28 protein-coding genes are annotated in these 26247 nt (G+C 58.8%); 12 read left to right on the top strand and 16 right to left on the bottom strand.

Going from position 1 to position 26247, the window contains the following annotated elements; translation table 11 throughout:
* The first annotated feature begins 96 nt into the window (after window positions 1-96).
* The 6 genes from ACFWW2_RS14250 (at window position 97) to ACFWW2_RS14275 (ending at window position 5730) form a co-directional block, all read left to right on the top strand.
* Window positions 97-669: a TerD family protein gene (locus tag ACFWW2_RS14250; RefSeq protein ID WP_393928858.1), complete on the top strand. Its 573-nt coding sequence runs from the start codon at window positions 97-99 to the stop codon at window positions 667-669.
* Window positions 670-767: 98 nt separating this feature from the next.
* On the top strand, window positions 768-1871 hold the full coding sequence (locus tag ACFWW2_RS14255) for a phosphoribosyltransferase domain-containing protein (RefSeq protein ID WP_393928860.1): 1104 nt from the start codon (window positions 768-770) through the stop codon (window positions 1869-1871).
* Window positions 1864-2598 (top strand): hypothetical protein, encoded by a 735-nt coding sequence (locus ACFWW2_RS14260; RefSeq protein ID WP_393928862.1) that lies wholly within the window; start codon window positions 1864-1866, stop codon window positions 2596-2598. Before ACFWW2_RS14255 ends, ACFWW2_RS14260 begins: the two co-directional genes overlap by 8 nt.
* Window positions 2595-3659, top strand: a complete 1065-nt coding sequence (locus ACFWW2_RS14265; RefSeq protein ID WP_393928864.1) for a cysteine protease StiP domain-containing protein — start codon at window positions 2595-2597, stop codon at window positions 3657-3659. The genes ACFWW2_RS14260 and ACFWW2_RS14265 overlap by 4 nt, the downstream gene beginning before the upstream one ends.
* On the top strand, window positions 3656-4753 hold the full coding sequence (locus tag ACFWW2_RS14270; RefSeq protein WP_393928866.1) for a GNAT family N-acetyltransferase: 1098 nt from the start codon (window positions 3656-3658) through the stop codon (window positions 4751-4753). Before ACFWW2_RS14265 ends, ACFWW2_RS14270 begins: the two co-directional genes overlap by 4 nt.
* On the top strand, window positions 4750-5730 hold the full coding sequence (locus tag ACFWW2_RS14275) for a Rieske 2Fe-2S domain-containing protein (RefSeq protein ID WP_393928868.1): 981 nt from the start codon (window positions 4750-4752) through the stop codon (window positions 5728-5730). The genes ACFWW2_RS14270 and ACFWW2_RS14275 overlap by 4 nt, the downstream gene beginning before the upstream one ends.
* Here ACFWW2_RS14275 and ACFWW2_RS14280 read toward each other — a convergent pair.
* The 5 genes from ACFWW2_RS14280 to ACFWW2_RS14300 are packed head-to-tail and all read right to left on the bottom strand — an operon-like array spanning window position 5727 to window position 10814.
* A complete protein-coding gene (locus ACFWW2_RS14280; protein WP_393928870.1) occupies window positions 5727-6863 on the bottom strand; it encodes a hypothetical protein in 1137 nt (378 codons plus the stop codon). The genes ACFWW2_RS14275 and ACFWW2_RS14280 overlap by 4 nt on opposite strands.
* Window positions 6853-8085, bottom strand: coding sequence for a CoF synthetase (locus ACFWW2_RS14285; protein ID WP_393928871.1), 1233 nt, complete (start codon window positions 8083-8085; stop codon window positions 6853-6855). Before ACFWW2_RS14285 ends, ACFWW2_RS14280 begins: the two co-directional genes overlap by 11 nt.
* The gene (locus ACFWW2_RS14290) at window positions 8060-8857 is read right to left on the bottom strand and encodes an MBL fold metallo-hydrolase (protein ID WP_393928873.1); all 798 of its coding nucleotides are present in this window, start codon (window positions 8855-8857) and stop codon (window positions 8060-8062) included. The genes ACFWW2_RS14285 and ACFWW2_RS14290 overlap by 26 nt, the downstream gene beginning before the upstream one ends.
* Window positions 8854-9846: an NAD-dependent epimerase/dehydratase family protein gene (locus ACFWW2_RS14295; protein WP_393928875.1), complete on the bottom strand. Its 993-nt coding sequence runs from the start codon at window positions 9844-9846 to the stop codon at window positions 8854-8856. Before ACFWW2_RS14295 ends, ACFWW2_RS14290 begins: the two co-directional genes overlap by 4 nt.
* Complete coding sequence (locus ACFWW2_RS14300) at window positions 9846-10814, bottom strand: 3-oxoacyl-[acyl-carrier-protein] synthase III C-terminal domain-containing protein (protein ID WP_393928877.1); 969 nt, start codon at window positions 10812-10814, stop codon at window positions 9846-9848. Before ACFWW2_RS14300 ends, ACFWW2_RS14295 begins: the two co-directional genes overlap by 1 nt.
* A 160-nt stretch (window positions 10815-10974) precedes the next feature.
* Here ACFWW2_RS14300 and gndA point away from each other — a divergent pair, with 160 nt between their 5' ends.
* The gene (gene gndA, locus ACFWW2_RS14305; protein WP_393928879.1) at window positions 10975-12375 is read left to right on the top strand and encodes an NADP-dependent phosphogluconate dehydrogenase; all 1401 of its coding nucleotides are present in this window, start codon (window positions 10975-10977) and stop codon (window positions 12373-12375) included.
* A gap of 57 nt (window positions 12376-12432) precedes the next feature.
* Window positions 12433-12657, top strand: coding sequence for a hypothetical protein (locus tag ACFWW2_RS14310; RefSeq protein WP_393928881.1), 225 nt, complete (start codon window positions 12433-12435; stop codon window positions 12655-12657).
* 26 nt (window positions 12658-12683) lie between these two features.
* On the opposite strand, the gene phoB is transcribed toward ACFWW2_RS14310, so the two are convergent.
* From phoB to ACFWW2_RS14345, 7 genes are all read right to left on the bottom strand, one after another.
* Entirely contained in the window at window positions 12684-13370 is a 687-nt protein-coding gene (gene phoB, locus ACFWW2_RS14315; RefSeq protein WP_393928883.1) for a phosphate regulon transcriptional regulator PhoB, read from the bottom strand.
* Between the two features lie 5 nt (window positions 13371-13375).
* Complete coding sequence (gene phoU, locus ACFWW2_RS14320; protein WP_393928885.1) at window positions 13376-14083, bottom strand: phosphate signaling complex protein PhoU; 708 nt, start codon at window positions 14081-14083, stop codon at window positions 13376-13378.
* A 12-nt stretch (window positions 14084-14095) separates the two neighbouring features.
* Window positions 14096-14896: a phosphate ABC transporter ATP-binding protein PstB gene (pstB, locus tag ACFWW2_RS14325; protein ID WP_393928887.1), complete on the bottom strand. Its 801-nt coding sequence runs from the start codon at window positions 14894-14896 to the stop codon at window positions 14096-14098.
* A 10-nt stretch (window positions 14897-14906) separates the two neighbouring features.
* A complete protein-coding gene (pstA, locus tag ACFWW2_RS14330; protein WP_393928889.1) occupies window positions 14907-16226 on the bottom strand; it encodes a phosphate ABC transporter permease PstA in 1320 nt (439 codons plus the stop codon).
* Window positions 16223-17425, bottom strand: coding sequence for a phosphate ABC transporter permease subunit PstC (gene pstC / locus ACFWW2_RS14335; protein WP_393929404.1), 1203 nt, complete (start codon window positions 17423-17425; stop codon window positions 16223-16225). Before pstC ends, pstA begins: the two co-directional genes overlap by 4 nt.
* 67 nt (window positions 17426-17492) lie before the next feature.
* A complete protein-coding gene (locus ACFWW2_RS14340; protein ID WP_393928891.1) occupies window positions 17493-18527 on the bottom strand; it encodes a substrate-binding domain-containing protein in 1035 nt (344 codons plus the stop codon).
* 114 nt (window positions 18528-18641) lie between these two features.
* Window positions 18642-19670 carry a sensor histidine kinase gene (locus tag ACFWW2_RS14345; protein ID WP_393928893.1) on the bottom strand — a complete coding sequence of 343 codons (1029 nt, stop codon included), beginning with the start codon at window positions 19668-19670 and terminating at the stop codon, window positions 18642-18644.
* A 161-nt stretch (window positions 19671-19831) separates the two neighbouring features.
* On the opposite strand from ACFWW2_RS14345, the gene ACFWW2_RS14350 reads away from it, so the two are divergent.
* Window positions 19832-20227 (top strand): hypothetical protein, encoded by a 396-nt coding sequence (locus ACFWW2_RS14350; protein WP_393928895.1) that lies wholly within the window; start codon window positions 19832-19834, stop codon window positions 20225-20227.
* Here the strand turns inward: ACFWW2_RS14350 and ACFWW2_RS14355 are convergent, their stop codons facing one another.
* The 3 genes from ACFWW2_RS14355 to ACFWW2_RS14365 are packed head-to-tail and all read right to left on the bottom strand — an operon-like array spanning window position 20228 to window position 22279.
* Window positions 20228-20749 (bottom strand): gamma carbonic anhydrase family protein, encoded by a 522-nt coding sequence (locus ACFWW2_RS14355; protein WP_393928897.1) that lies wholly within the window; start codon window positions 20747-20749, stop codon window positions 20228-20230.
* A complete protein-coding gene (gene gmk / locus ACFWW2_RS14360; RefSeq protein WP_393928899.1) occupies window positions 20746-21384 on the bottom strand; it encodes a guanylate kinase in 639 nt (212 codons plus the stop codon). Before gmk ends, ACFWW2_RS14355 begins: the two co-directional genes overlap by 4 nt.
* 4 nt (window positions 21385-21388) lie before the next feature.
* On the bottom strand, window positions 21389-22279 hold the full coding sequence (locus ACFWW2_RS14365; protein WP_393929406.1) for a YicC/YloC family endoribonuclease: 891 nt from the start codon (window positions 22277-22279) through the stop codon (window positions 21389-21391).
* A 198-nt stretch (window positions 22280-22477) separates the two neighbouring features.
* On the opposite strand from ACFWW2_RS14365, the gene ACFWW2_RS14370 reads away from it, so the two are divergent.
* Complete coding sequence (locus ACFWW2_RS14370; RefSeq protein ID WP_393928901.1) at window positions 22478-23119, top strand: PAS domain-containing protein; 642 nt, start codon at window positions 22478-22480, stop codon at window positions 23117-23119.
* Here ACFWW2_RS14370 and ACFWW2_RS14375 read toward each other — a convergent pair whose 3' ends face one another.
* Window positions 23120-24490 (bottom strand): class II 3-deoxy-7-phosphoheptulonate synthase, encoded by a 1371-nt coding sequence (locus tag ACFWW2_RS14375; RefSeq protein ID WP_393928903.1) that lies wholly within the window; start codon window positions 24488-24490, stop codon window positions 23120-23122.
* Window positions 24491-24649: 159 nt separating this feature from the next.
* Between ACFWW2_RS14375 and ACFWW2_RS14380 the strand changes: the two genes are divergently transcribed.
* A complete protein-coding gene (locus tag ACFWW2_RS14380; protein WP_393928905.1) occupies window positions 24650-25033 on the top strand; it encodes a VOC family protein in 384 nt (127 codons plus the stop codon).
* A gap of 75 nt (window positions 25034-25108) precedes the next feature.
* The gene (locus ACFWW2_RS14385; RefSeq protein WP_393928907.1) at window positions 25109-26110 is read left to right on the top strand and encodes a GlxA family transcriptional regulator; all 1002 of its coding nucleotides are present in this window, start codon (window positions 25109-25111) and stop codon (window positions 26108-26110) included.
* The last annotated feature ends 137 nt before the right edge of the window (window positions 26111-26247 follow it).

Genomic DNA, 26247 nt, shown 5'->3' on the forward strand with positions numbered 1-26247 from the left:
GTTTCTTCCCCCTAAAAACCGCAGGATATGACCATACATCATATCCCGTAACTTCAACGGCTTAATGCCAATCATTCAAAAAAGAAGGAATTGAACATGGGTGTATCCCTCTCCAAAGGCGGCAACGTTTCTCTCTCAAAGGAGGCTCCGGGTCTGACCTCTGCCATGGTCGGTCTGGGCTGGGACACGCGCGCCACGGATGGTGCGGATTTTGACCTCGACGCGGTGATGTTCATCACCGGTGAAGACGGCAAGGTGCGGTCCGATGCGGACTTTATCTTCTACAACAACAAAACGGGCGCCGGTGTTGAGCATCTCGGTGACAACCGTACAGGCGAAGGCGAAGGCGACGACGAACAGATCAAGGTCGAACTGCCCAGCATTCCTGCTGACGTCAAGAAGCTGGTCATTGGTGTCACGATCCACGATGCCGACAGCCGTGGCCAGAACTTTGGTCAGGTCTCTAACGCCTTTGTCCGCGTGGTCAACAATTCCGGCAACGCCGAAATCGTGCGCTTCGATCTGTCCGAGGATTATTCAACCGAAACCGCTATGATTTTTGGTGAGCTTTATCGCCATGGTGACGAGTGGAAGTTCAAGGCCGTGGGTCAGGGCTTCTCAGGCGGTCTGGGCGCGCTCGCCTCTCAGCATGGTGTGAATATCGGCTAACGCCTTACGGGGCGGGATGTCCTGCCCTGACAATCGCGCGATCCGTTTCAAATCGGGTCGCGCAAATATTTTAACACAACACTTTCAGGAGGATGCAGATGAAACTGACGGCCGACATGACAACTGGAAGTGCGGCGGTTGAGGTGTTCAATAGCCTCCTGCCCCCCGAAGATTTGTTCGGATTTGCAGAGCGGCGCAACCCGAAACGCGCGTTCATTTTCGTCAGCAAGGTGCTGGGCCGCTATGTGCCCGTCTGCCCGCGGGTGATGCGCCAGACCTATCTGGACCTTGCCGCGCAAATGCCCCCCGACCTGCCCGGCCCGATCCTTGTCGTGGGCATGGCCGAAACTGCCATCGGAATGGGTGCGGGTGTGCATGATGCGCTGGGGCGCGATGATGCGCTATACCTGCCAACAACGCGCCACCCGCTCAGCGACAACATGCTTGCCCATTTCAAGGAAGAACACAGCCACGCCACCCATCAACTGATGCACATGCCGTCCGATCCGACCCATCGTGACATGCTGATGAATGCCAAGACGCTTATTCTCGTGGATGATGAGGCGACAACTGGCAAGACGCTACATAACCTCGCCCGTGCGCTGAATGAACGGGGAATTGCCCCAGATCATATCATCTGCACTTTCCTGACGGACTGGTCCGCAGGCAAGGCCGCCGCCGCCGTGGCATCTGTTTTTCCAGACGCAAAGGTCACCAGCACCGCGCTGGCCAATGGCCGCTATAGCTGGACGCCCAGCAACAATGTCGCCTTGTCCCGCCTGCCCGATGATGTGGCCGAACAGGGCGCCTATGATCTGACACGCAATCCCGATTGGGGGCGGCAGGGCATTGTCGAAAATCACCGGATGCTGGACAGTGACGCGCGGCCCGGGCGCCGGACACTTGTCCTTGGCACGTCTGAATTTGTCTGGCAGCCTTTTCTGCTGGCCGAACATCTGGCCCATGCGGGCGAGGATGTGAAATTTGCCGCCGTCGGACGATCACCCATTTTCAAGGGACTGATGATCACCGATCTGATCCGGTGTCGGGACAATTATGGGCTGGGCCTGCCCAACTACCTTTATAACGTCGATCCTGACGCCTATGACCGCATCATTCTGTGCGTCGAAACCCCACCAGGCAGCGTTGATCCGGTGTTGCTGGATGCGTTGAACCCCGAGGTTCTGAGCCTTTATGCCTGACCCCAAACCACTCGTCTTTGCCGATCTTGACGACACGCTGTTCCAGACCCGGCGCAAGATGAACGGGGCTGATCCGCACCGGCAGGTCGCCGTCGCCGCCAATGGCGACCCGCGCAAGTCATCGTTCATGACCGCCCGGCAATCGGCCTTGTTCGAATGGCTGAATGCTACCACGGAGCTGATCCCAGTCACCGCCCGGTCCGGCGATGCGTTCGCCCGCGTTGATCTGCCGTTCCGGTCCTGGGCGATCATTTCCAATGGGGCGGTGATCCTTGAACCTGACGGCACACCGCACACCCCGTGGAAGGTGCAGATGGAACGCCAACTTGCGCCGCTCGCCGACACGATGGACCAGATCCTCACCGAAGGCCGCATTGCGGCACAGGCCGCCGGCATCGACGTGCGGTCATGGATCGTGGAAGAGGATGGGGTTGCCACTTATGTGGTGTTCAAACTGAACGAGGTGACACCAGACAGCCTGCAAGCCCTGAAGACCCTGCCCGTGCCCGTCACCAACTGGACCCGCCATTTCAATTCCGAAACGCTCGCCCTGATCCCGCCGGGATCAGGCAAGGCGGTGGCCACCAGATATCTGCACGCCCATCTGAACGCCGATGAAAGCCGCCCGACAATGGGGTTTGGCGACAGCCTGAGCGATCTGCATTACATGCAGCTTGCCGATATCCTGATGATACCGACCGGCAGCCAGATCGCGGCGGCACTATGAGTTTTTCCGGCTCTTACGCGACTGATGACGTGACGCTGTTGCTGCAGGTGGTCGATATGGCTCCCACCCCTGTGGCGCAGAAAGAGGCGCTGATCCAAAGCGGCACATTGCATTATTCGGAATTGCTGGCGCCAGAGGCGCCGCCAACGGCGCAATACATGGGTATCTACGATGCGGCCCTCGCCGAGAACGGGCCGCTGATGGCGCAATCTGTCGTTTCGCTCGCCAAGGGGATTGCCGGGCAGATTGACGGTGAAATCACGCTGGTCAGCCTCGCAAGGGCGGGGTTGCCTGTGGGTGTCCTGCTCAAACGTGCGCTGAAAACACTGGGCCGCCAATGTCATCACTACGGTATTTCCATCATCCGTGATCGCGGCCTCGATCATGTGGCAATGCGACATATCCTGTCCAAACACGCAGCTGAATCTGTAGTATTTGTCGATGGCTGGACGGGCAAAGGTGCCATTGCGGGTGAGCTGGCCAAGGCCGCCCCTGATTGCGGCATCCCAAAACCACGTATGGCCACCCTTGGCGATATCGGCGGTTTTGCATGGATGGCCCCGACAGATACTGATTGGCTGATCCCCTCCGGCATCCTCGGTGGTGTCGTCTCCGGCCTTGTCAGTCGAACCGTTCTGAATGACACGATCCGGTCCAGCGGCGGGTATCACGGTTGCACCACCCTGCCCCATCTGGCCGGTCACGATGTCAGCCGCGACTTCGTCGATGCCATCGCCCGGCAGTTTCCGTGGGAGGCAGCACCCTGCAACCCCCTGCGCAAGGCCGACCGGATCATCCGCCAATCCCGGGTCAGCCGCACGATCGACACGCTGGCGAAATGGCACAACATCGGCAACCTCAACCGGATCAAGCCAAGCCTGGCGGAGGCCACGCGCGCCGTCCTGCGCCGCCGCCCGCATATGGTCTATGTGGCCAGCGACACAGCTCGCGACACCGCCCCGCTGATGCATCTTATCCGGGAAAACGATGTCCCTTACGAGGTCGCACCCGACATGATCGCGGGCTACCGCGCGGTCACGATCATTGAAAAGACGTCATGACAGGCGGCGTTGCCAACCAGCCGGATCTGGTCGGCAAACTGACGAAAATCTTCAACCGCGCGCCCTCCTCGGACCTGATCACCAACCTGACCGCGCAGATCGACAGCTACAGCATCGGTGATCTGACCCTGCCGATCAGTCGCAGTGATGCGCCAACCTGTTATATCTGCAGTCCGACTGTCGCCTATGTCGACTATGCCATTGAAGAGACACGCAATCTTGCCACCCATCCGATACTGCAAAAGACGCTGATCGCCCTGATCCGTGCCTGTCGCCCGCTGATCCGGGCAACGGGACTTCACCGACAGGTACAGCCCAACAACTGGCTGTTTTCGACCAACCCGGTGCCTGCCCTGACTGCACAGGATGCCACGGCGCTGCGCGATGACCTGACGCAAAGCGATCCTGACCGCGCCATCGTCATCCGATCGCTGAACCCGGTTGCGGATACCGGTACGATCACCGCACTCAGATCAAGCGGGTTTCTGATGTTGCCATCGCGGCAGATCTACATCTTTGATCCGCAGGACAGCGGGACACTGACGGCAGACGCCAAACGCGACCGCAAGCTGCTTGAAAACACCACCTATCAGATCGCACCTGCCGCCACGTTCAGTGCAGAGGATTTCAGCCGCGCCGCGTCCCTTTACGAGATGCTTTATCTTGACAAATACACCGCCCTGAACCCGCAATACACTGCCAGCTATCTCGCGCAGGCCCATCAGATCGGGCTGTTGCAGATCATCGGGCTGCGCGGTGATGACGATCAGCTTGACGGCATGGTCGGCCTGTTCGATGTCGGAAACACCTTGACCATGCCGGTTGTCGGGTATGATACCAGCAAACCGCAAAAAACAGGCCTTTACCGGATGCTGAACGCGATTGGACACCGCTATGCCATCGAGCATCAGAAATTCTACAACATGAGCGCGGGGGCCGCCGCTTTCAAACGCTTTCGTGGGGCGAAGCCTACCATCGAATATACTGCGGTCTATGTCGCCCATCTTGGCCTGCGCGCGCGCATCGCGACGCGGATCACCAGGATGTTGCTGGATGTCATCGGTGTCCCCATTCTGCGAAAGTTCAAACTATGAAATCAACCTGGGTCGCCGTGGCGCTTGCCCGGAAAATCCGCCGCAAACCGGTCAAGATCTGGTTCAACGATCAGCCTGTTGTCCTGTTCCGCACCAGCCAGGGCGTGCAGGCGATGCTGGACCGTTGCCCGCACCGGTTTGCGCCCTTGTCAGAGGGTTGGGTGACGGGCGATGCCATCGCCTGCCCCTACCATGGCTGGGAATTCGGGCAGCAGGGGATTTGCCGGAAAATCCCCGGGCATATCGGTGATCTGCCCACGATCCGCGTGAAATCCTATGCGGCGACCGAAGCCGACGGTGTTGTCTTTATCGCCGATGGCCAGCCCGACGACCCGCCGCACACGCACCCGGTTGCTGAGGGTGATATCATCATCCATCACGCTACCAATCACAGCAATTCGACCTTGCCGGACACGGCTGAAAACATCCTTGATGCGACCCACACACATTACATCCACAAGGGGTTTCTGCGCGGTCTGAACAACAAACGCTTTACGGTGCAGGTCGCCGTCACAGGTGGGCCCGGCTGGGTCGAGGCGTGTTATACAGGCGAGGATCAGCAGCAGGGTATTGTCACCAAACTGCTTGAGGGGACGCGGACGAAATCCATCGGCCGCTTCCGCTATCCCGGCATCGTGGAGCTGGAATACTGGAGCGACAAGGGCATCACGCTGGGTGCTGCGTTCCATCTGCGCCAAAGCAGGCCGGGGCTGGTTGACGGGATCGGGTTCAGCGTCGGGCCGCGCAATGGCGGGCTGGGGCATATCAAGGGCTGGCTCTTTAAACCCTTCCTGCATATCGGGATGCATCAGGACCGGCAGATTCTGAAATCCGCGTTGGATAACAAACCTGATGACCCAAAGGTCAAACCGGTCATCGGCCCGCTCGATTTTCTACGCGAGGATATTGCGCGGATCATCAATGGCGAATTGCCCCGCGCGGCGGAAACTCCGCGCCAGATCGAAATGGAACTCTAATTAGGCCCGTTCCATTCGATATCGTCGGTCGCCGCCGTCTGCAGGCTGACCCGTCGCCGCAGGGCGATCCGCGCGATTTCTGCGACAGCGCGCCATTGCTGGCGACGTGGTGCCACATCGCCGGGCCAGACCATCACGTCATTGACTGAACGCAAGTCCTGTAGATAACGCCCGAATGTTCCGCTGCGCAGTGCAGGCCACCAACCATAGATCATCATCGCCAGTTTCACCGCATGCAGGCCGCTGGCGTCCGGTTTCACAGCGCCACCGCCGAAAAAAGCCCCGGCAAAGCTGTGGGGTTCGGTGAACAGGTGGATGCCGCTGGTCGCACGCGGATTGCATTCGATCGCCATCAACGCCGCACCATCCTTTATGAAATCGAACGAGATTTGGCCGCTCCATTCGGTGCCAGTGACAAAGCGGGCGATGAAATCCGCGATGGACGGATCGCTGACCGGGGCAAAGGCGGTGCCGGCACCCTGCCCGGCCCGGTAAAGCGGATGGTAGGCCGCCAGTGCCGTCACCCGGCCCCGGTGGGCCACCGCATAGGCGCTGACCAAGGTGCCTGGGACGTGGTCTTGTGCGACCCAGGGGAACCGCGCGCTGGGCTTCAGTTTAGGCGTCTTCGGGCAGATCTGCACATCGGTCCCGAACCGTGACCAGACCGGTTTGAACACAAGCGATGTGGACCGGTCCTGCACTGCGGCCAGATCATCGGCGCCCTGCAACAGTCGCGTTTCGGGCACCGGCAGGCCCAGACCGCGGGCAATTTCGATGAACTGCCATTTGTTGTGAACCTGTGCCAGCCGATCGAGAGCGGGGGCAAACAGCCGCGCGCCCATGTCCCGCGTGCCCCAGACCCCGGCAAGGTGAAACACCTCTTCACATGTCGGCACGATATGGGTGATCCGGTGTTCGGTGATCGCCTGCGCCAGCGCATCGCCATAGGCCGCAGCACCGCCGGTGGCAGAGGGCAGCACGACGACCGCATCGCAGGCAGTAGAGGCAAAGCTGACAGCCGCGCGCAGGCTGTCGCCAAGGGCTACGAAACAGCCAGCCCCATGAAGCAACCGCGCCAGATGCAGGGCGGCGGGCGCGCGCGCACCGGTGATCAGAACCCGTTCACCGCGCATGGCGGTTTTCAACGCGGCGCAGTTTACGGTCGGTCCGCAGGGTGATCGGTGTGTGATTGGGCTGAATTGTGATATTCAAGCCTTTGTTTTGAAACAGCCTCTTCAACGCGGCCGATGCCACCTCCATCCCGACCGGAACTTGCAGACTGACCGTGCCATTCCCGGTTTGCAGCACCCGAAAATCGGTGATCCGCCGATCACTGTCCACAACCGCATTGCGGATCACATCGGGGGTCAGCATCACCTTGTCCGGCCCAAGGACAAAGCAATCGTCCATCCGCCCCACCACCTCTGCCAGTGGCTGTAGCGGCGATCCGCAACGGCAATCGGGGGCCAGACGCACCAGATCGTTCATCCGGTAACGCGCCATGATCTGCACCTGTCGGCTGAAATCACTGATGATCACCTCGCGCAGGTCGCCGTCGCCAACCGCGGGCAGTTCGAAATGCATCGTGTCCTGACACAGGTGCAGCGTGCCATGGGTGCAGGAGACGGCAAACAACCCTTCGGTCGCCATGTAGATCTGGCCAAGGGTCAGGCCGAAATGCGCTTCGATGACCGCCCGGTCCAACGGATCAAGCTGCTCGGCCCCGGCATAAATCTTGCGCGGCGTCAGTGGCATCTTCTGCTCTGCCAGATTGCGCAGTATCTTGGGGGGCGCGATGATGACCGTCGGGTCAAAAGCCTGCAATCCCGTCGCCCAATCCCCTGACAGATCGAAGAATTTTAAGGACAGCCGCCGCAGCCGGTTCGCGCTGTCATAAAGCGGCGTGTTCAGCGGCAGCAGGATCGCCACGCGATGCTGTTCGCGCCAGAACCCGGGCAGCGCCTTGGCCAGGATCGTGCCCAGCCAGCGAAACCGTTCCGCCTGCGAGATCACGAAAAGACCGCGATTGCCGCTGGTCCCGGTGCTGGCGCCGACGACATAATCACCAACCATCCTGTCCTCTGCAAAGGCGGCCCAGCCCATTTCGGCAGTTACACCGGCGGTGTTGAATGCCGCGAAATCGGCCATCAGGGTGGCCTTGTCGACAATCGGCAGATCGGTGAGCGTGCCTGAAAATCCCGCATACTGCCGCACGCGCGGGACATCGTGGCGCAGCCAGTGCTGCAACCGCCGGTCATGGACCGCCTGCAACTGCTGCGCTGTCGTGATCTGCCGCGCCCGCCAATAGGCGAGTGCCGCGTGCCGCAGGTCAAACATCGGTCGGGGTCCAGTCATAAGGCGTTGTTGCCGGGTTGTGGCACAGCACCAGATCGCCCCCTTCGCGCACGAAGCGACGGGCGAAGGCGACGCTTTCCGTGGCTGCTTTCGCGTCGTCAGCGACCAGTGACGCCGGAAACCCCGGCACCCGGTCCTGCACCACGGCATCGCGCAGCCATTGCACGTCGGCCGCATAAAGCAGCGGTGTGTCACCGGGAAAACAGAGACCGTAATGACCCTTCAGGTGACCCGGCAATGGCACGGCAAGGGCGGACCCATCGCCCAGCACATCAAACGCCTGCCCCATCCCGAATGGCAGATCGGCGGTGGCGTGATCGGTGATGTTCACGCACCGCGCCGCAAAATCAGCCGGCAGCAATTCCGTGAAAACGCCGTGCCGCAATGGTCCGGTGACCTGCGTGTCCACAACAAAACGCGCCTCTGGCAGGTCGCGCAGATAGGACACGTGATCGGCGTGCAGATGGGTCAGCAGGACCAGTTTCACATCTTCGGGCAGAAACCCGTGATCGGCCAGCATCGCCAGCGGGCTTTCCAACGGGTTGAGCTTCATGCCAACCATCCGCGCATAGACCCGCAGCGGCCACGACCGCCCCGGCCCTTGCGATGCGCGGGGCCCATAGCCTGCATCGATCAGGACCGGACCCCATTTGGGATGATTGATCAGCCCGCAGCGGACGCGCAGCCGCACACCACCCCAGCCACCGCCACGCAGCACGAAACCACGCCGTGTCCGGACGGTGGCGGTGTTGCCGAAAACGGGCCGGATCATATCACGCCGGGGCGCATCGCCCCGTCCTTGAATGTGCGGCGCAAGCCATCCTCGAACGACACTTCGGGGGTCCAGCCCAGCAATGTCGCGGCCTTTGTGATATCAAGGGTCTGGCGATAGCGCAGGATGCCCAGACTATAGGCCGTCACCGGTGGCTCCGGTCGACCCGGCAGCAGTTTCGCGCCCGCTTCCATGGCGCGCACGGCGGACAGCACAGGGCCAAAGGGCAACCTACGCCAGCGCAGCGGCACCCCAGTAGCGGCACATGCGGCCTTTATGATGTCTGGCAAGGCAATCCCCTCTCCGCCGGTGATGTTGATAATCTGACCCGACAAGTCCGGCCCGGCCTGCAGCGCCTTGATAATCGCCGCGACAACATCATCAACATGGGTGATATCAGTGGCGCCATCCTGCGCAAACCGGGGAAGCGGGCGCTTGGCGGCAACCCGCATCAATCGCGGCAAGAGGGCGGTATCTCCCGCGCCATAGATGCCGCGCGGACGGATCACCACCGGCGACAGCCCGGTCCGGTGCAGCAGGTCCTGCTCGGCCAGTTGCTTGGTCAGCGCATAATGATTGACCGGCGGCGGCAGCACCTGCGTTTCTGCCAACCGATCCTGATCGGCAAAGCGAAAATAGACGCTGGCGGTCGAGATCATCACGAAACGCGAAACGCCCGCCCGTTCCGCCAGATCGGCCACGTGCCGGGTGGCATCCACATTGCCAGCCGTGAACTGCGTGCGACTGCCCCAGGGCGATGACAACCCAGCACAATGCACAACAGCATCAAGCGAACCAACCCGGTCGGCATCGCACCGCGGCACTGGATGGGACAGATCAATCGGCACTGTTCTGACCCCGCGCGTTGCCAACCGGCCAAGCGCCGACTGATTTCGCCCTGTCGCAATCACGTCCGCACCTTGATCATGCAGTGCTGCGGCCAGAACCGCCCCCAGAAACCCCGTCGCGCCCGTCACCAGAACCGTCATCAGTAAACCAACGCCGCGCCGCCAAAGGACACGCCCGCAGACGTTCCCAGCAACAAAACCTTGTCACCCCGTTTCAAGCGATCCTTGGCGCTGCACAGCCCATAAGGGATCGAGGCTGCAATCTGGTTGCCAACCGTCCCGCAGATATCGACAACCTTGCTTTCGGCAAAACCGCATTGGCGGATCATCCGGGCCAGCGCCATGGGGCTCGCCTGATGCGGCACCACCAGATCAACCGCATCACGGGTCCAACCGGCCTGCGCCAACAGATCATCGACGAAGGGTACGAAATGCTTGGTCGTGATCCGGAACAGATCCTTGCCATTCATGTCGAACAGACTGTGGGCGGCAAACGCCTCTGCCTCATTGCGAAAATCGAACCTGGTGCCCCCGGCCCCGATGCCACAGCATTCGTAAACGCTGGGATACGTGCGCAATCGTGTCTGCAACGGGTCATCCCCGGCCTCAACCACAACCGCGGCCGCCCCGTCACCAAAAAGCCCGGCCACCTCGGGCCTTTCATCCCAAGGCAAGGCGCGCGATGCGACCTCGGACGAGATGATCAGCGCCTGCCTGTATCGCCCGCTGCGCAGCAATCCATCACAAACATCCAGCGCGGTCACAAAGCTCAGGCAGGTGCTGTTGACATCAAAGGCATAGGCGGCCCCATCGGCAATGCCCAGACCACGCTGATACAAGGGGGCCGTTGCCGGAATGGGTTGGTATGGGACCGCAGACGCCCCAATAATCAGGTCGATATCCTCCGGGCGCACACCTGCGTCTTCAACCGCGCGGGCGGCTGCGGCCACACCCATCGTAATCTGATTTTCATCATCGCTGCAGTAATGACGGGTGCGTACGCCGGTCAGTTTCTCTACCTGTCCGGGTGGCACACCCAAGCGGTCATCGAACCATGCCGATGGCCTCGCCTCGCGTGGCAGATAGGAACCGATACCCAACACCTTCATGACGTTTGTCTTCCTTTCCGGACATTCATGAACATTGCTCACGTTTTGAGAAATTGCAAGTGGCGAAAGGTCAGGATTTCCTGCCTTGGGCCGTTTTCAACCCGTGCCGTTTTCCCTATACCGGGCCACAAATGACAAAACAGGCCGGGAACCCCACCACATGAGCAAAGCAGAAATTGGCCTGATCGGCCTTGGTACAATGGGTGCTGCACTGGCGCTGAATATCGCGGATAACGGATTTGATATTGCCGTCTGGAACCGGACAACCGCCAGAACGCAGGACTTCCACAAAAATGCTGGCGATCTGGCGGACCATATCACGGCAACGGAAACACTGCAGGACCTCGTCGATGCCATCGCAAAACCGCGCGCCATCATCCTGATGGTACCCGCCGGACAACCCGTCGATGACCAGATCGACGCACTGCGCCCGCTTCTTGATGACGACGACATGATCATCGACGCGGGCAACGCCAACTTCCACGACACCAACCGGCGCGCGCGGGACGCGGGCGACAAACCGTTCCTTGGCATCGGCGTGTCCGGCGGCGAAGAAGGGGCACGGTTCGGCCCCTCGATCATGGGCGGCGGCAAGCGCGCGCATTGGGATCGGGTCGCACATATCCTCAACGCCATCGCCGCCAAGCACGAAGGTGAGGCCTGTGCCACATGGATGGGCGAAGAAGGTGCCGGGCATTTCGTCAAGGCCGTCCATAACGGCATCGAATATGCCGATATGCAAATGATTGCAGAGGTTTACGGCATCATGCGCGATGGTCTGGCCATGGATGATGCCAGCATCGCAGACACGTTTTCAGGCTGGGACAACGGCCCGCTCAAATCCTACCTGATCGAAATCTCCGGCAAGGTGGCGGGCGCCACCGACCCCAAGACAGGCAAACCAATGCTCGAAGTGATCGTGGATGCGGCAGGCCAGAAAGGCACCGGGCGCTGGACCGTGATCGAGGCGCAGCACCTTGCCGCCCCCATCCCCGCGATCGAGGCTGCGGTCGTTGCCCGCAACCTGTCATCACAGCGCGATGCGCGCGCGGCGGGCGAAGATCTGTTTGGCACCGCCCCCCATCGCCTGCCCCATGACATCCTGTCCACCGATACATTGGAACGCGCGCTGATCGCCGGAAAGATCCTGTGCTACACTCAAGGGTTCGACATGATTGCCAAAGCGTCAAACGCGTTTGGCTGGGCCTTGCCATTGCCCGATATCGCCAAGGTCTGGCGCGCAGGCTGCATCATCCGATCGGCGATGCTGGATGACATGGCCACTGCACTGGCAGAGGACGCGGACCGCACGCTGATGTTCGCGCCCAAATTCGCTAATATGCTGAAAGCCAATCATGATGCGTTGCGGCGCGTGGTGGCGCAGGCGGCGCTGCATGGGCTTGCCGTGCCTGCCCTGTCATCGGGCCTTGCGTATTTTGATGCGATGCGCACGGCACGGGGCACGGCCAACATGATCCAGGGTCAGCGTGATTTCTTCGGCGCGCATGGGTTTGACCGGGTGGATGGTGGCACCGGTCAGCACGGACCATGGGGCAACTGAGCAATTGCGTCCGGGCGTTGGTCTGCTAGCGTTCCGGCAAAACCGAAAGGAAACGATATGCGTAAACTGATCACTGCAGCGGCGGCAAGCGCCGTCATCTTCGCCACCAACCCCGCCCTGGCCGATGGTCTGAACGGGAACGTGCAACAGGCACCTGCCGCTGCCACCGATAGCTGGGGATCGGAGGCCGCGAAATCATCGTCCATCAACGCAAGCTATGTCGTTCTGGGGATTCTGTTGGCATTTCTTGCTGTGAACGCCATCAACGACGGGGCAGAATAATCGGGGCGGCTGCCGCTGTTTCACCCTTACCCTAGCGCATATCCGGTGCCCCGCACGGTGCGCACGGGGTCACTGCCACCATGTTGCGTCAGTACCTTGCGCAGCCGGCCCACATGCACATCGACCGTCCTTGTATCGACGTAAATATCGCGGCCCCAGACCCGATCAAGCAGCATATCCCGCGACCAGACGCGGCCCGGTTTTTCCATGAAAGTGGTCAGCAGCCGAAACTCTGTTGGGCCAAGTTTTAGCTGGTTGTCACCCCGTGTCACCCGATGGGTTTCCGCATCCAGAACAATGTCGTCATAGGTCAAAACCTGGCCCACCGTGGCGGGACGCACACGGCGCAGCTGGGCGCGAACGCGGGCCATCAGTTCATAGACAGAATACGGCTTGACCACATAATCATCCGCACCGGTTTCCAGACCGCGCACCTTATCAACCTCTTCTGAGCGGGCCGACAGCATAATGATCGGAATCGCACGGGTCTCTGGCTTGATCTTCAACCGCCGGCACACTTCGATGCCTGACAGATGCGGCATCATCCAATCCAGAACGATCACATCGGGGGTATCTTCATCCACGCAAATCAGACCATCTTCGCCATTTTCGGCGCGTGTAACGCGAAATCCCTCCGCCTCCAGATTATAGGCCAGAACCTCCCTTTGGGCGGGTTCGTCTTCCACGACAAGAACATGTGGTTGTTGTGCCATTGGTCTTAGCTGGGGTCAGTTACATATGCTGTTTTGTCACCCTTGGGCCGCGCCTCATCCGGCATTTCACCAGTCACCAGATAGATCACCTGCTCGGCCATATTGGTGGTCAGATCACCCATCCGCTCAATATTCTTGGCCATGAAATGCAGATGCATGCACGCCGTGATGTTGCGCGGGTCTTCCATCATGAAGGTCAGGAACTCGCGGAAAAGCGCATTATACATCTGGTCCACTTCGTGATCGCGCTGGCGCACATCCTCGGCCAGTTCCGCGTCAACGCGCACATAGGCATCCAGCGTATCCTTGAGCATTTGCTCGACCTCGCGCGCCATCCGACGCAGCGCAGCATCAGAGCCGTTCACCGGGCTCATCTCGACCAACACGCTGGTGCGTTTGGCGATATTCTTGGCATAATCGCCAATCCGTTCCAGTGACGCGGCCAGCCTGAGAACTGTAAGAATGGATCGCAAGTCCTTGGAAACAGGCGCTCTTAGCGCGATGGTTCGCGCGGCCTCTTCGTTGATTTGCATCTCAAGGGCGTCAATCGCCTTATCGCCCGCCTTGACCTTTTCTGCCAATTCGACATCGCGATCAGCCAGCGACTTGGCGGCCTTGAGGATCGCGTCCTCGACAAGCCCGCCCATGGTCATAATCAGTGTGGTGATGCCCTCAAGATCGCGATCATAGGCCGATGAAATATGTTCGTGCATCATATGCGCTCCTTACCCGATCCGACCGGAAATATAGCTTTCCGTGCGGCTGTCTTCGGGATTGGTGAAAATCTTGTCCGTGTCGTCATATTCCACCAGATTCCCGAGGTGGAAAAACGCGGTTTTCTGACTGACCCGGGCAGCCTGCTGCATGGAGTGCGTGACGATCACCACCGAAAAGCTTTGGCGCAGTTCGTCGATCAGTTCTTCAACCTGCGCCGTTGCAATTGGGTCGAGCGCCGAACAGGGTTCATCCATCAACAGAACTTCAGGCGCGGTCGCAATTGCCCGGGCAATGCAAAGCCGCTGCTGCTGACCACCTGACAGGCCCGTGCCGGGGGCATTCAGACGGTCCTTGGCTTCGTTCCAAAGTGCTGCCTTGCGCAAGGATTTCTCAACGATTTCATCAAGTTCTGCCTTGTTGCGCGCAAGACCATGAATCTTCGGCCCATAGGCAACATTATCATAGATCGACTTTGGAAACGGGTTCGGCTTCTGAAACACCATACCGACCTTGGCCCGCAGCTGCACTGGATCAACCTTGGGGTCATAGATGTCTTCGCCGTCCAGCAGAATATCCCCTTCGACCCGGCAGATATCGATGGTGTCATTCATCCGGTTCAGGCAGCGCAGAAAGGTGGATTTGCCACATCCCGAAGGCCCGATAAAGGCGGTCACGGTTTTATCTGCAATCTCGACATTCACATCCTTGATGGCGTGGTTATCGGCATAGTAGACCTGAACGCCTTTGGCTGAGATCTTGGTGTCTTGCTGTGTGCTCATGGCCCGGTCCGCGTGATACATATCTTCCATTTGGGCTCTCCTACCAGCGCCGTTCAAAGCGGCGGCGCAAGTAAATCGCGACCGCGTTCATAATCAGAAGGAACACAAGCAACGTGATGATCGCGCCAGAGGCCCGTTCAACAAAGGCCGGATCAGACCGCTGTGTCCAGTTAAAAACCTGCACCGGTAGCGCCGTTGACGCCTCACCGAACAGTCCGGCCTCGGGTGTGTAGGCGGCGGGATATTCGCGGACAAAAGCCACCATGCCGATCAGCAAGAGCGGGGCCGTCTCACCCAGGGCTTGCGCCAGTCCGATGATCGTGCCGGTCAGAATGCCGGGTGCCGCCAGTGGCAGCACGTGATGGAATACCGACTGCATCTTTGACGCCCCGACCCCCAGTGCCGCATCCCGGATTGATGGTGGCACGGATTTCAGTGCCGCCCGAGTCGATATGATGATCGTGGGCAAGGTCATCAGCGTCAGCACCAGACCGCCCACAAGTGGCGAGGATTGGTTAAATTCCATGAAGTTGATGAAGATCGCCAACCCCAGGATCCCGTAAACAATCGACGGCACCGCAGCGAGGTTTGAGATATTCACCTCGATCAGGTCGGTCCAGCGATTTTTCGGTGCGAACTCTTCAAGATAGATCGACGATGCCACGCCAATGGGCAGCGCCAGGACCAGCACCACGATCATCATATAAAGTGATCCCAGAATGGCGACGCCCAGACCCGCTGCCTCGGGTCGCTGAACCGATGCGTCCGGCCAGACAAAGAAGTTCCAGTTGAACTTGGTCTCGATGACGCCGGCATCGGCAAGCTGCTGGGCGATGGTCAACGCCTCGGGTGAGGTGTTGCTGTCAAGCGCAGCACTTTCCATTGTGACATCGCCTTTGAAGAAGGCGTCAATGCGCCCTGAGGCGAGAACGTCAAATTTAAGCGTCTGCCCCACCAGATCAGGATTGGCCAGTATGCGGTTGCGCACGGTCGCCGCCGCCTCTTTGGAAATCATGTCGCCCAGATCTCGGTTCGACAGCGGGTTTTCGATACCCCGTTCATCCAACTCCGCAATCAGTGCATCGCGCAATAGCGGCGCGTAGCTGATCGTCGTCACCTTTGACATGACCTCCAGATCACGCACGCCTGATTTGTCCAGCTTGTCTTCGACCAGTTCCACGTTCAGCGTGATAAAGGTTTGCCGGAATGAGCTGAGACCATTGCCCAGCACCGAGGTCAGCAGGATCAGCAGTGCGAGCATGGCAATGATGATCGCCGTAAGCCCATATGCCTTGAACCGCGCCTCTGCCGCGTTGCGCTTCTTTGTCCGTGTGTCCAGCTTCAGAAGGGAGGTCTTCATTCGTATTGCTCACGATATTTGCGCACGATGTAAAGTGCCACGACATTGAGCCCAAGGGTGATGACAAAGAGCGTCAGACCCAGAGCAAAGGCGACAAGTGTTTCAGGGCTGGCGAAATCGGTATCGCCGGTCAACTGACTGACAATCTTGACGGTGACGGTGGTCATCGCCTCAAACGGGTTAAGAGACAGACGCGCAGCCGCCCCTGCCCCAAGGACGACGATCATCGTCTCGCCGATGGCGCGGGATGCGGCCAGCAGGATGGCACCCACGATCCCCGGCAGTGCGGCAGGTACGACGACCTGCCGGATGGTTTCGGATTTGGTGGCACCCAGACCCAGCGATCCGTCACGCATGGCCTGCGGTACAGCGTTGATAATGTCATCTGACAAGGAACTGACAAAGGGGATCAGCATGACGCCCATCACCAACCCGGCGGTCATCACTGATGACGCGCTTTCACCAAAACCCATCGGTGATGCGAAGTAGTCGCGCAGAAAGGGCCCGACTGTGATCAGCGCAAACAGCCCATAGACGATTGTCGGGATACCAGCCAACACTTCGATGGCGGGTTTCGCGATGGATCGCATGCGTGGCCCGGCATATTCCGAAAGATAAATGGCGGCGAACAGTCCGATTGGCACCGCGAAGGCCAGCGCGATGAAGCTGATATAAAGCGTACCCCAGAGCAACGGGATGATCCCCAGATCCGAATTACCGCGGAAATTTGGGGACCAATTGGTCGACAGGAAAAAATCGCGCCAGTCATACTGTCCGAAGAAATTGAATGTTTCGAACAGCATCGAAAACACGATGCCTACGGTCGTCATGATCGCAATTGTCGAGGCGAAGATCAGCAGGCCCAAAATCCACCGTTCCGCATAGGTCCGGGCACGGCTTTCCTGCTTGATACTAATCAGTGACAGAGCAAGGCCTGTCACCGCGAGGCCGATCACAACAAGGGTAAAGAACCATGAGCCGGTGCCATCGGTGATACGGACATAGAGGGATATCAGAAAGATCGCAGCCAGCGGGGGGACAATCGTGGCCAGCACAGTGTTCAGGGCATGTTGGCTGGGAAGCGATACCAGACCGCGAATGTCACCGCCTGCCACCTGCAATGCACGGGACTTTGCCAAAAAAAAGCCAATGACGGCCAGCGCAAGAATGATGAGAAGCGGGGTCGTCAGCGACAGCATGATAGTATCCAGGTCTTCATTGGATTGAAGGGTGCGGCGCACCGCACCCCTCTGTTTTCATCTTGGATCAGGTTCCGGAACCCATAACAACTTCGTCTGCAACGGTTTCCTGCACGTCCGCCAGTTCCGGATCCGACACCAGACCATATTCGGCCAGCGGACCGTCAGGACCGGCGATCTCATCAGAGACAAAGAACTCTGCAAATTCTTTCAGACCAGGGATCACGCCGATATGGGCGGCCTTGATGTAGAAATAGAGCGGGCGAGACACAGGGTAGTCGCCTGCAGCAATGCTTTCTGTCGTCGGCACTACACCATTCATCGTGGCAACCTGCAGCTTGTTGGTGTTGTTTTCATAGAACGACAGGCCAAACACACCGATACCGTTATTGTCAGCGTCGATCCGAGCCAGCGTTTCGGTATAATCACCGTCAATGTCCACGGACCGGCCATCGGTACGGATCGCCATGCATGTGCTTTCGGCTGTGTCTTCGTCAACGCCTGCATCCAGCATTGCCTGGAAGAAACCACCGTCTTCACAACCCGCCAGGATCACCTTTTCTTCAAACACTTCACGTGTGCCGTGCTTGGTGCCGGGGATGAAGGCCTGAATTGGCTGGTCGGGGAAATCGGGGTTCACTTCGTTCCAGTTCGATAGCGTGTTCGGAACCAGCTCACCGTCAATGAAATGCTCGGCGGCCAGCGCCTTGTACCAGTCTTCGGGGGTGAATTCGAACGCGTTGCCATTGATGTCAGAGGCAAAGACGATGCCGTCATAACCGATGCGGACTTCGATGATGTCAGTCACACCGGCTGCGGCGCAGGCTTCAACCTCGGCCGGGCGGATCGCGCGGGATGCGTTGGCGATATCGATGGTATTTTCACCGACGCCTTCGCAGAAACGCTTCAGGCCGGCAGAGGAGCCGCCGGATTCAATAACGGGTGTCGGAAAGTCAAAGTTTTCACCAAATACCTCGGCGACGATGGACGCATAGGGCAGCACCGTGGAAGACCCGGCAACCTGAACGTTGTCACGGGCGAATGCAGCGGTTGTGGTAAGGGCAATGGCCGCTGTTGTTGCGGTCAGTTTCATGATCGACATCAAATCACTCCTGTCAGTCAAACATTGGCCGCGCGCGAGCCGCGCAACCATTGCGGCCCGTTTAGCGTCGCCGCCTGAACGTTCTGTGACAGTTAAGTAAAAGTTTTATGACAGTCATTGGGTGGGCAAAAACACAGATACTTCTGTCCCTTGCCCCTCTTCACTTTCGATGACCAGGCGCCCCCTGTGCCTATTCACGATATGTTTGACAATCGCCAGGCCAAGGCCGGTGCCGCCGACCTCGCGGGACCGGTGATTGTCCACACGGTAAAATCGCTCCGTCAGCCGGGCGATATGGTGGGATGGAATGCCATCGCCACGGTCAGCCACGCTGACCTGCACCCCTTCGCCCCGCAAACGCGCGTGAGCTTCGCGGTTGAACAGGGTGACATTGACCACACCGCCTGATGCGCCGTATTTGATGCCGTTTTCGATAAGGTTACTGAACACCTGTATCAGCTGTCCCGTATCACCTGGCACGACTTCGGACTCTTCCGGCGCGCGCAGACATACTTTCACCCCCGCCTTCTCTGCCTGTGGTTCCAGGCCCTTGATGACTGATGACAGTATTCCCGCCAAATCGACATCTTCTCGCGGCCGCACGCGCTCATCTTCCTCGACACGGCTGAGCGACAAAAGATCGTCGACCAGCCGCGTCATCCGGCTGGCCTCCTTTTGCATGATGCCCAGAAACCGGTCCCGCGCTGCGGCGTCATCACGGGCCGCTCCTCCCAACGTTTCGATAAAGCCAAGAAGGGCCGTCAGTGGTGTGCGCAATTCATGGCTGACATTCGCCACGAAATCGCGACGCATTTGACCTGCTTCTTCGGCGGCGGTCTGATCTTCGAAAGACAGAACAATGTCGGTACCAGCACGGGCGATGACCACGCGGTAGATGGTATCCTTTGTCCCGTCGCGTCCGGCAAACCGTGTTGTCTGAGCATCCAGACCTTCCCGCACTTTCGCAATCGCTTCGAGTAATGCGGGTTGCCGAAGGATGGTAATATAAAGCCGACCGACAATTCCGGGCCCCAATACAGCCTCAACCGGTGGGTTTGCCGCGCGGATACGATCATCAGGCCCAATGACCAGAATCGGGATCGGCAATGCGTCGGTGACAGCAGAAAGTGTATCGGATGTCACGCGGCCAACCTCATTTCGTGTTTGAGGCTCTTTATTCCCCAAGACTTGTGCCTGCCAAGCAAATAAATCTTTAACGATTTGGAACATTCCTGGGCAACCAGGCGTTTTCTTAGCGAAATCACCTTAACTCAACCACTCACAATTCCGGAATTGGAACACATATGTCAGGCCAAGTAGAACGCGGTCGTACCGCGCCGTTTCCAGACGCGCTCGAGGGTCTTGCCAGCAACACGCTGGTGATTGGTGATCTGGCTCGTTGGCGGGCGCAGGGTCGCGTTGTCCCACCACTCGACGGTTTTCAGTTTGTCGAAATCGAGGCACTGAACGCCGATGTCGTAAACGAGAAAGAGCCCGATATCATCCTGTCGCCACTGGTGGCTGATGATTTCGATGCGGTGGATGTTGCAGTCAAATTGATCGAATTGCGGTTTCAGGGGCGCTATCGCGCCATTGCCGACGACCTGCCTGATGCGGATCTGATCCGGCAGGAAGTGCGAAATTTTGCACCGCAATTGGATTTTGACCTGCTCTTGATGCCTCGCATGGCCGGGGAGTGATCAAAGCGGTCTGAGCCCGTCACGAAAACGCGCTGCATTTTCCTGATAATGCAATGCCGACGCCTTGAGCGCGTTTATTGCGTTCGTGTCAAGTTCTCGCGCCACCTTGCCCGGGCTGCCCATGACAAGTGAGCCGTCCGGGATTTTTTTGTCTTCTGTAACCAACGCACCCGCACCGATCAGGCAGTTCGCGCCAATGATAGCGCCGTTCAGTACCGTCGCACCCATACCGATCAGGCTGTTGTCACCAATGGTGCAGCCATGCAGCATGGCCTTATGCCCCACCGTACAACCCGCACCAACCATCAGCGGAAAGCCCATATCGGTATGCATGACACAGTTTTCCTGCACATTGGTCCCCTCACCAATCGTAATCGGCTCATTGTCCCCCCGCAGTGTAGAACCGAACCAGACCGATGATTTGGCTGCCAATATGACGTTGCCGATCACATGGCAGCCCGGCGCCACCCACGCATCATCAGCAACGGTGGGTGCAATATCGTTCAGGGCATAGAGGCTCATCTTCGGTCTCCGAATTCGGTTTGCAGACGGCGGACATGATCAACCAATTGCGGCTGTTGCGATCTGCGCAGTCGCTCTGCACTGATGATAGTCTTCAGCCGTTCCTCTGTCGCGTCCAGATCGTCGTTGATCAGGACATAATCATAGCCATCCCAATGGCTGATTTCATCCCAGCTTTTCTGCATCCGGCCTTCAATCACATCAGGCGCGTCCTGTCCGCGGTTGACCAGACGGCGGTGCAGCTCGGTTATAGTAGGGGGCAGAATGAAGATCGACAGCACATGTTCCTGCAAGGCCGAGTTGCTGATTTGCTGCGCGCCTTGCCAATCGATGTCGAACAACACGTCACGCCCACTGTCGATGGCCTCCCGGACCGGGGCCTGCGGCGATCCGTAATAGTTGCCAAAGACCTGCGCATGTTCCAGCATTTCGCCTTCGGCCACCTGCTTCTGAAACTCTGGCACCGAGACGAAAAAGTAATCCTGCCCGTCAACCTCGCCCTCGCGCGGCGCGCGCGTCGTTGCGGAAACAGAAAAGCGGAGCGTATCGTCCCAGACCCGTAACCGCCCCGCCAATGTTGATTTCCCGGCGCCTGAGGGGGATGACAGGATAATCAAAAGACCGCGTCGGGACATCACGCTACTCCACATTCTGAATTTGCTCGCGCATCTGGTCAATCACCGCTTTCAGGTCAAGACCAATCACGATCAGCGGGGCGGACTGCGCCTTGGCGCACAAGGTATTCGCCTCCCGGTTAAATTCCTGTGCAAGAAAATCCAGTTTCCGTCCCGCCGGTTTTTGATCGGCCAGCAAATCACGTGCTGCCACGACATGGGTCTGCAGGCGATCAATCTCTTCGGTGACATCCGACTTAACCGCCAGAAGCGCCAGTTCCTGCGCCACGCGCGCCTCCTCGATCTCGCTGACATCATCCATCACACGTCGCAGCGCTGTGGTCAGGTTGGTCTTGACCTGCGGCGCGCGGGCGGCTGCGGCTTCTGCTGCCGCGTCCGTCAACGTTTCGATCTGGGCCAGTTGATCTGTGATCACCTGATGTAACGCACGTCCTTCGATTTGGCGCATCTTCACAAAATCACCGACCAGCGGCGCGATATCCGCAATCAGCGCCTTGGTCAGATCATCATCCAGATTATCCGGTTTGGCCGGCACCAGAACACCCCGCTGCGACAAAACATCGGCTGCGGTCGGCTGCGCCAGTGTAACGCCCATGGCAAATGCACGGTCCTGCACCGCATCCAGCGCCGTCAGCACAGCATCCAGTTGCGTCTCATCCACAGCAAGGGCAGTTCCGGCTTCTTCGCGTGTCAAACGCAGGTTCACTGTCACGTTGCCCCGCGCGAGCGCCTTGCTTAATGCGGCGCGCAATGCCACCTCAAGCCCCTCGATCCCGTCCGGCATACGCAGCCGCAAATCAAGGCCACGCGCATTGACCCCGCGCATTTCCCAACTCCAGGAGGCCGGGCCAAGGGTGCCGGTCCGGCTTGCAAATGCGGTCATGGATTGGATCATATCGTGCTGCCCCGTCAGATTTTTGTTCCCTGCACCTAAGGCAAAACCAAACGCCGAGGCAACCATCGCGATTTGTTTCAAATTAACCCATTAACACTTTGTTAAATGAATCTATGGGTAATCTTTGTTAAAACCTTTCTAACGAAATGAAATGGTTTTGCACCAGCTGCGGCAACCATAGCGAAAGTAGAAAGAGCCATGAAAATCGTAGAGGACAATCCACAACGTCGCCGCGCAGACCTACCCGGCGCTGGAAACGAGACGCTTGAAAGCCTCGAGCGGTACTGGCAGGCATTGCGCCATGCCCAGCGGATCCCCTCGCGGAATGATATCGAGCCGAGCCAGATCGACAGCGCCCTGCCCCATGCGTTTATTCTGCAGCGGGTCGCGCCGGGGATCGCCCGGATGCGCGTCGCAGGCCAAAAACTGCATGACCTTCTGAAGATGGATGCGCGCGGTATGCCGCTCAGCACATTCTTCGCACCAGAGGCCCGCGACGATATCGCCAGACTGGTCGAGGCCACGTTTACCGAGCCAGCGATCATCGGTGTGCCTCTGAATTCGCCCGGCAGCCTGATCCGGCCGCATCTGACCGGTACAATGCTCCTGCTGCCCTTGCGGGACAACAAGGGCGAGACGACCCGCATTCTGGGCGCCATGGTAACAGAGGGCGAAACTGGCACACGCCCCCGCCGGTTCGAGATTGCCAAAGGTGCCCGCATCCGTCACGAGACGCTCGGCCTGCAACTGGCCAGCGTGCAAAGCATGATCTACCCCACAAACGCAACAGGGCCAAACGATGCGCGCCCGGCGCTGCGTTTGGTGGTCAATAACGTGTAATCAGCCCGCTTTGGCCTGCTGCATCTTGTTGCGACGGGCCGATAATTCTTCGGCAACCAAGAAGGCAAGTTCCAGCGACTGAGACGCATTCAGGCGCGGATCACAAGCCGTGTGATAACGATCTGACAGGTCCTCATCCGTCACAGCACGGACACCGCCAGTGCATTCGGTCACGTCCTTGCCAGTCATCTCGAAATGCACACCGCCGGGGATCGTGCCTTCGGCGTTGTGGACGGCAAAGAATTCCTTGACCTCGCGCAGCACGCTTTCGAACGGTCGGGTTTTGTAACCAGTGGTCGATTTGATCGTGTTGCCGTGCATCGCGTCACAGGTCCAGACGACGTTGGCCCCTTCTTCCTCGACCGCCTTGATCAGGCGCGGCAGATGTTCACCAACGGCCCCGGCCCCAAAGCGCGCGATCAGGGTCAGACGGCCCGGTTCGTTCTTGGGGTTCAGCGACGCCATCAATGCTTTCAGATGCCCTGATGTCATGCTGGGGCCGCATTTCAGACCGATCGGGTTTTGCACACCCTTGCAGAATTCCACATGCGCGCCGTCAGGCTGGCGGGTGCGATCCCCAATCCAGATCATGTGGCCGGACCCGGCCAGCCAGTTGCCGGAGGTTGAGTCGAGACGGCACAGCGCCTCTTCATACTCTAGTAACAAAGCTTCATGAGAGGTGTAGAAATCGACTGTCTGCAGCTCGTGATTTGTCTCGGTGGTCAGACCAGCGGCTTCCATGAAGTCCAGGGTGTCACTGATCCGGCTGGCCATATCGCTGTATTTCGCCACCTCGTTTGCGTCGGTGAAACCCAGCGTCCACTTATGGACCTCATGGACATTGGCAAAGCCACCGGTCGAAAATGCGCGTAGCAGGTTCAGCGTGGCAGCCGCCTGCAGATAGGCCTGCAGCATACGTTCCGGATCGGGGATGCGGCTGTCTTCAGTGAACTCAAACCCATTGATGATATCACCACGGTAGCTGGGCAGTTCGACCCCATCCACAGTCTCGGTCGGTGCGGAGCGTGGCTTGGCCATCTGGCCCGCCATCCGACCCACCTTTACAACCGGCACCTTGGCCCCATAGGTCAGCACCATGGCCATCTGCAGCATCACCTTGAAGGTGTCGCGAATGCTGTCCGCACTGAATTCCGCAAAGCTTTCGGCGCAGTCCCCGCCCTGCAACAAAAACGCCTCGCCCCGACTGACAGCAGCCAGTTCCGATTTCAGCTTGCGTGCCTCACCTGCAAAGACCAGCGGTGGATAACCAGCAAGACGACCTTCAACAGCTTTCAGGGCGGCTGCATCGGTATAGTCAGGCATCTGAACCCGGGGCTTGTTGCGCCAGTCAGATTTTTGCCAGTTGGTCATTGTCTTGCTCCATATCAGGTTGTGGATATCGCAGTTAACGCTATCAAATGCAGCCTATAACGCGCCCCGCGCGAGGCGCCAATGGCAAATTGCCGCGATTAGGGCGACATTCGGCCATGTCTGGGGGCGATGCACCACATATTTGACGGAGCAGAGATTATGCAAAGAAGCTTTATCAACATCCTCAGCGGTAACGTGGAACGGTCAGCCCGATTTTACGAAGAACTACTGGGCATGCACCGCCACTTTGCTGCGGATTGGTTCGTGATCATGTCGCATCACGATATTTCGGGCCTTGAATACGGCATCCTGCAGCGGGACCACGAAATTGTTCCAGCTCCGCTGCAAGCGGCACCTTCCGGCGTCATCGTGACATTCGTCGTTGCCGATTGTGACGAGGTCGCGAGAAAAGCCGAAGAAATCGGGGCCAAGGTCATCTCTCCCCCCACGGACATGCCCTATGGCCAACGCCGCATGCTGGTTGAGGACCCTGACGGCACGGCCATTGATATCAGCGCGCCGACAGCCCCGATGCAGGCCTAGCGGCGGTTTCCCCCTTGAACGCAAGCAACAAACCTGCTGAGGTCCCGCGACGAACTGCTTTTCAGGCCCAGCATCATGTCTATCGAACCTCAAATCGTTGAAGTCGACCATCGTGGCAAACCGCGCCGCTTTGTGTTTGTGCTGATGCAGGACTTTACGATGCTGTGTTTCGCCAGCGCGCTGGAAAGCCTGCGGATTGCGAACCGGACCGCAGGCAAGACACTTTATGATTGGAAGATCATCGGCGAAGGCGGCGAAGACGCTGTGTGTTCGAACGGTTGCACCTTCCGGCTCGAAGGCGATCTGATTGAGCTGGATCGCGATGACACGATCATGCTGTGTGGTGGGGTTGATGTGCAACGCGCCACGACCAAACGCACCCTGAACTGGCTGCGCCGCGAGGCGCGGCGCGGTGCAACGGTCGCCGGGCTTTGTACCGCCGGTTACACCATGGCCAAGGCTGGTTTGCTGGACGGCAAGAAAGCTACCATCCATTGGGAAAATCAGGATAGTTTCGCCGAAGAATTTGACGAGGTCGAGCTGACCAAATCAATCTTTGTCGTCGATGGAAACCGGATCACAACTGCGGGCGGCACGGCCTCAATTGATCTGATGCTCAAGATCATTGCCGATGATCATGGCGAAGATCTGGCCAATGCAGTCGCCGACATTCTGATTTATTCGTCGATTCGCACGGATCAGGACACACAGCGCCTGTCGATCCCGACCCGGATCGGCGTGCGTCACCCCAAGCTGTCTCGCGTCATTCAAATGATGGAACAGAATATTGAGGAACCCATCAGCCCCGCCATCCTCGCCAAAGAGGTGGGTATGTCCACCCGTCAGCTGGAACGCCTGTTCCGGCGGTATCTGTCGCGCAGCCCCAAGCGATACTACATGGAACTGCGGCTACAAAAGGCGCGGAATTTGCTGATGCAGACCGATATGACGGTAATTAATGTGGCGCTCGCCTGCGGGTTTGCATCCCCCTCACATTTCTCGAAATGCTATCGGTCACATTACGACACGACACCCTATCGGGAACGGGGCAGCCATGCGGCGCGGCTTTCGGTGTAGACAAATAACGGGGCACAGCTGCCATTGTCTCAACCCCCACGACAGACGGGGTTTCATCCCGCAAAAACCCCAATTTTAAGGTCATTTGCCCGTGGCTTCCGGCTTTCCTTTTGGAAACTGCCTGCTAATCTGCGCCG

This window comes from Yoonia sp. R2-816 (genome assembly GCF_046762905.1).
Classification (GTDB): Bacteria; Pseudomonadota; Alphaproteobacteria; order Rhodobacterales; family Rhodobacteraceae; genus Yoonia.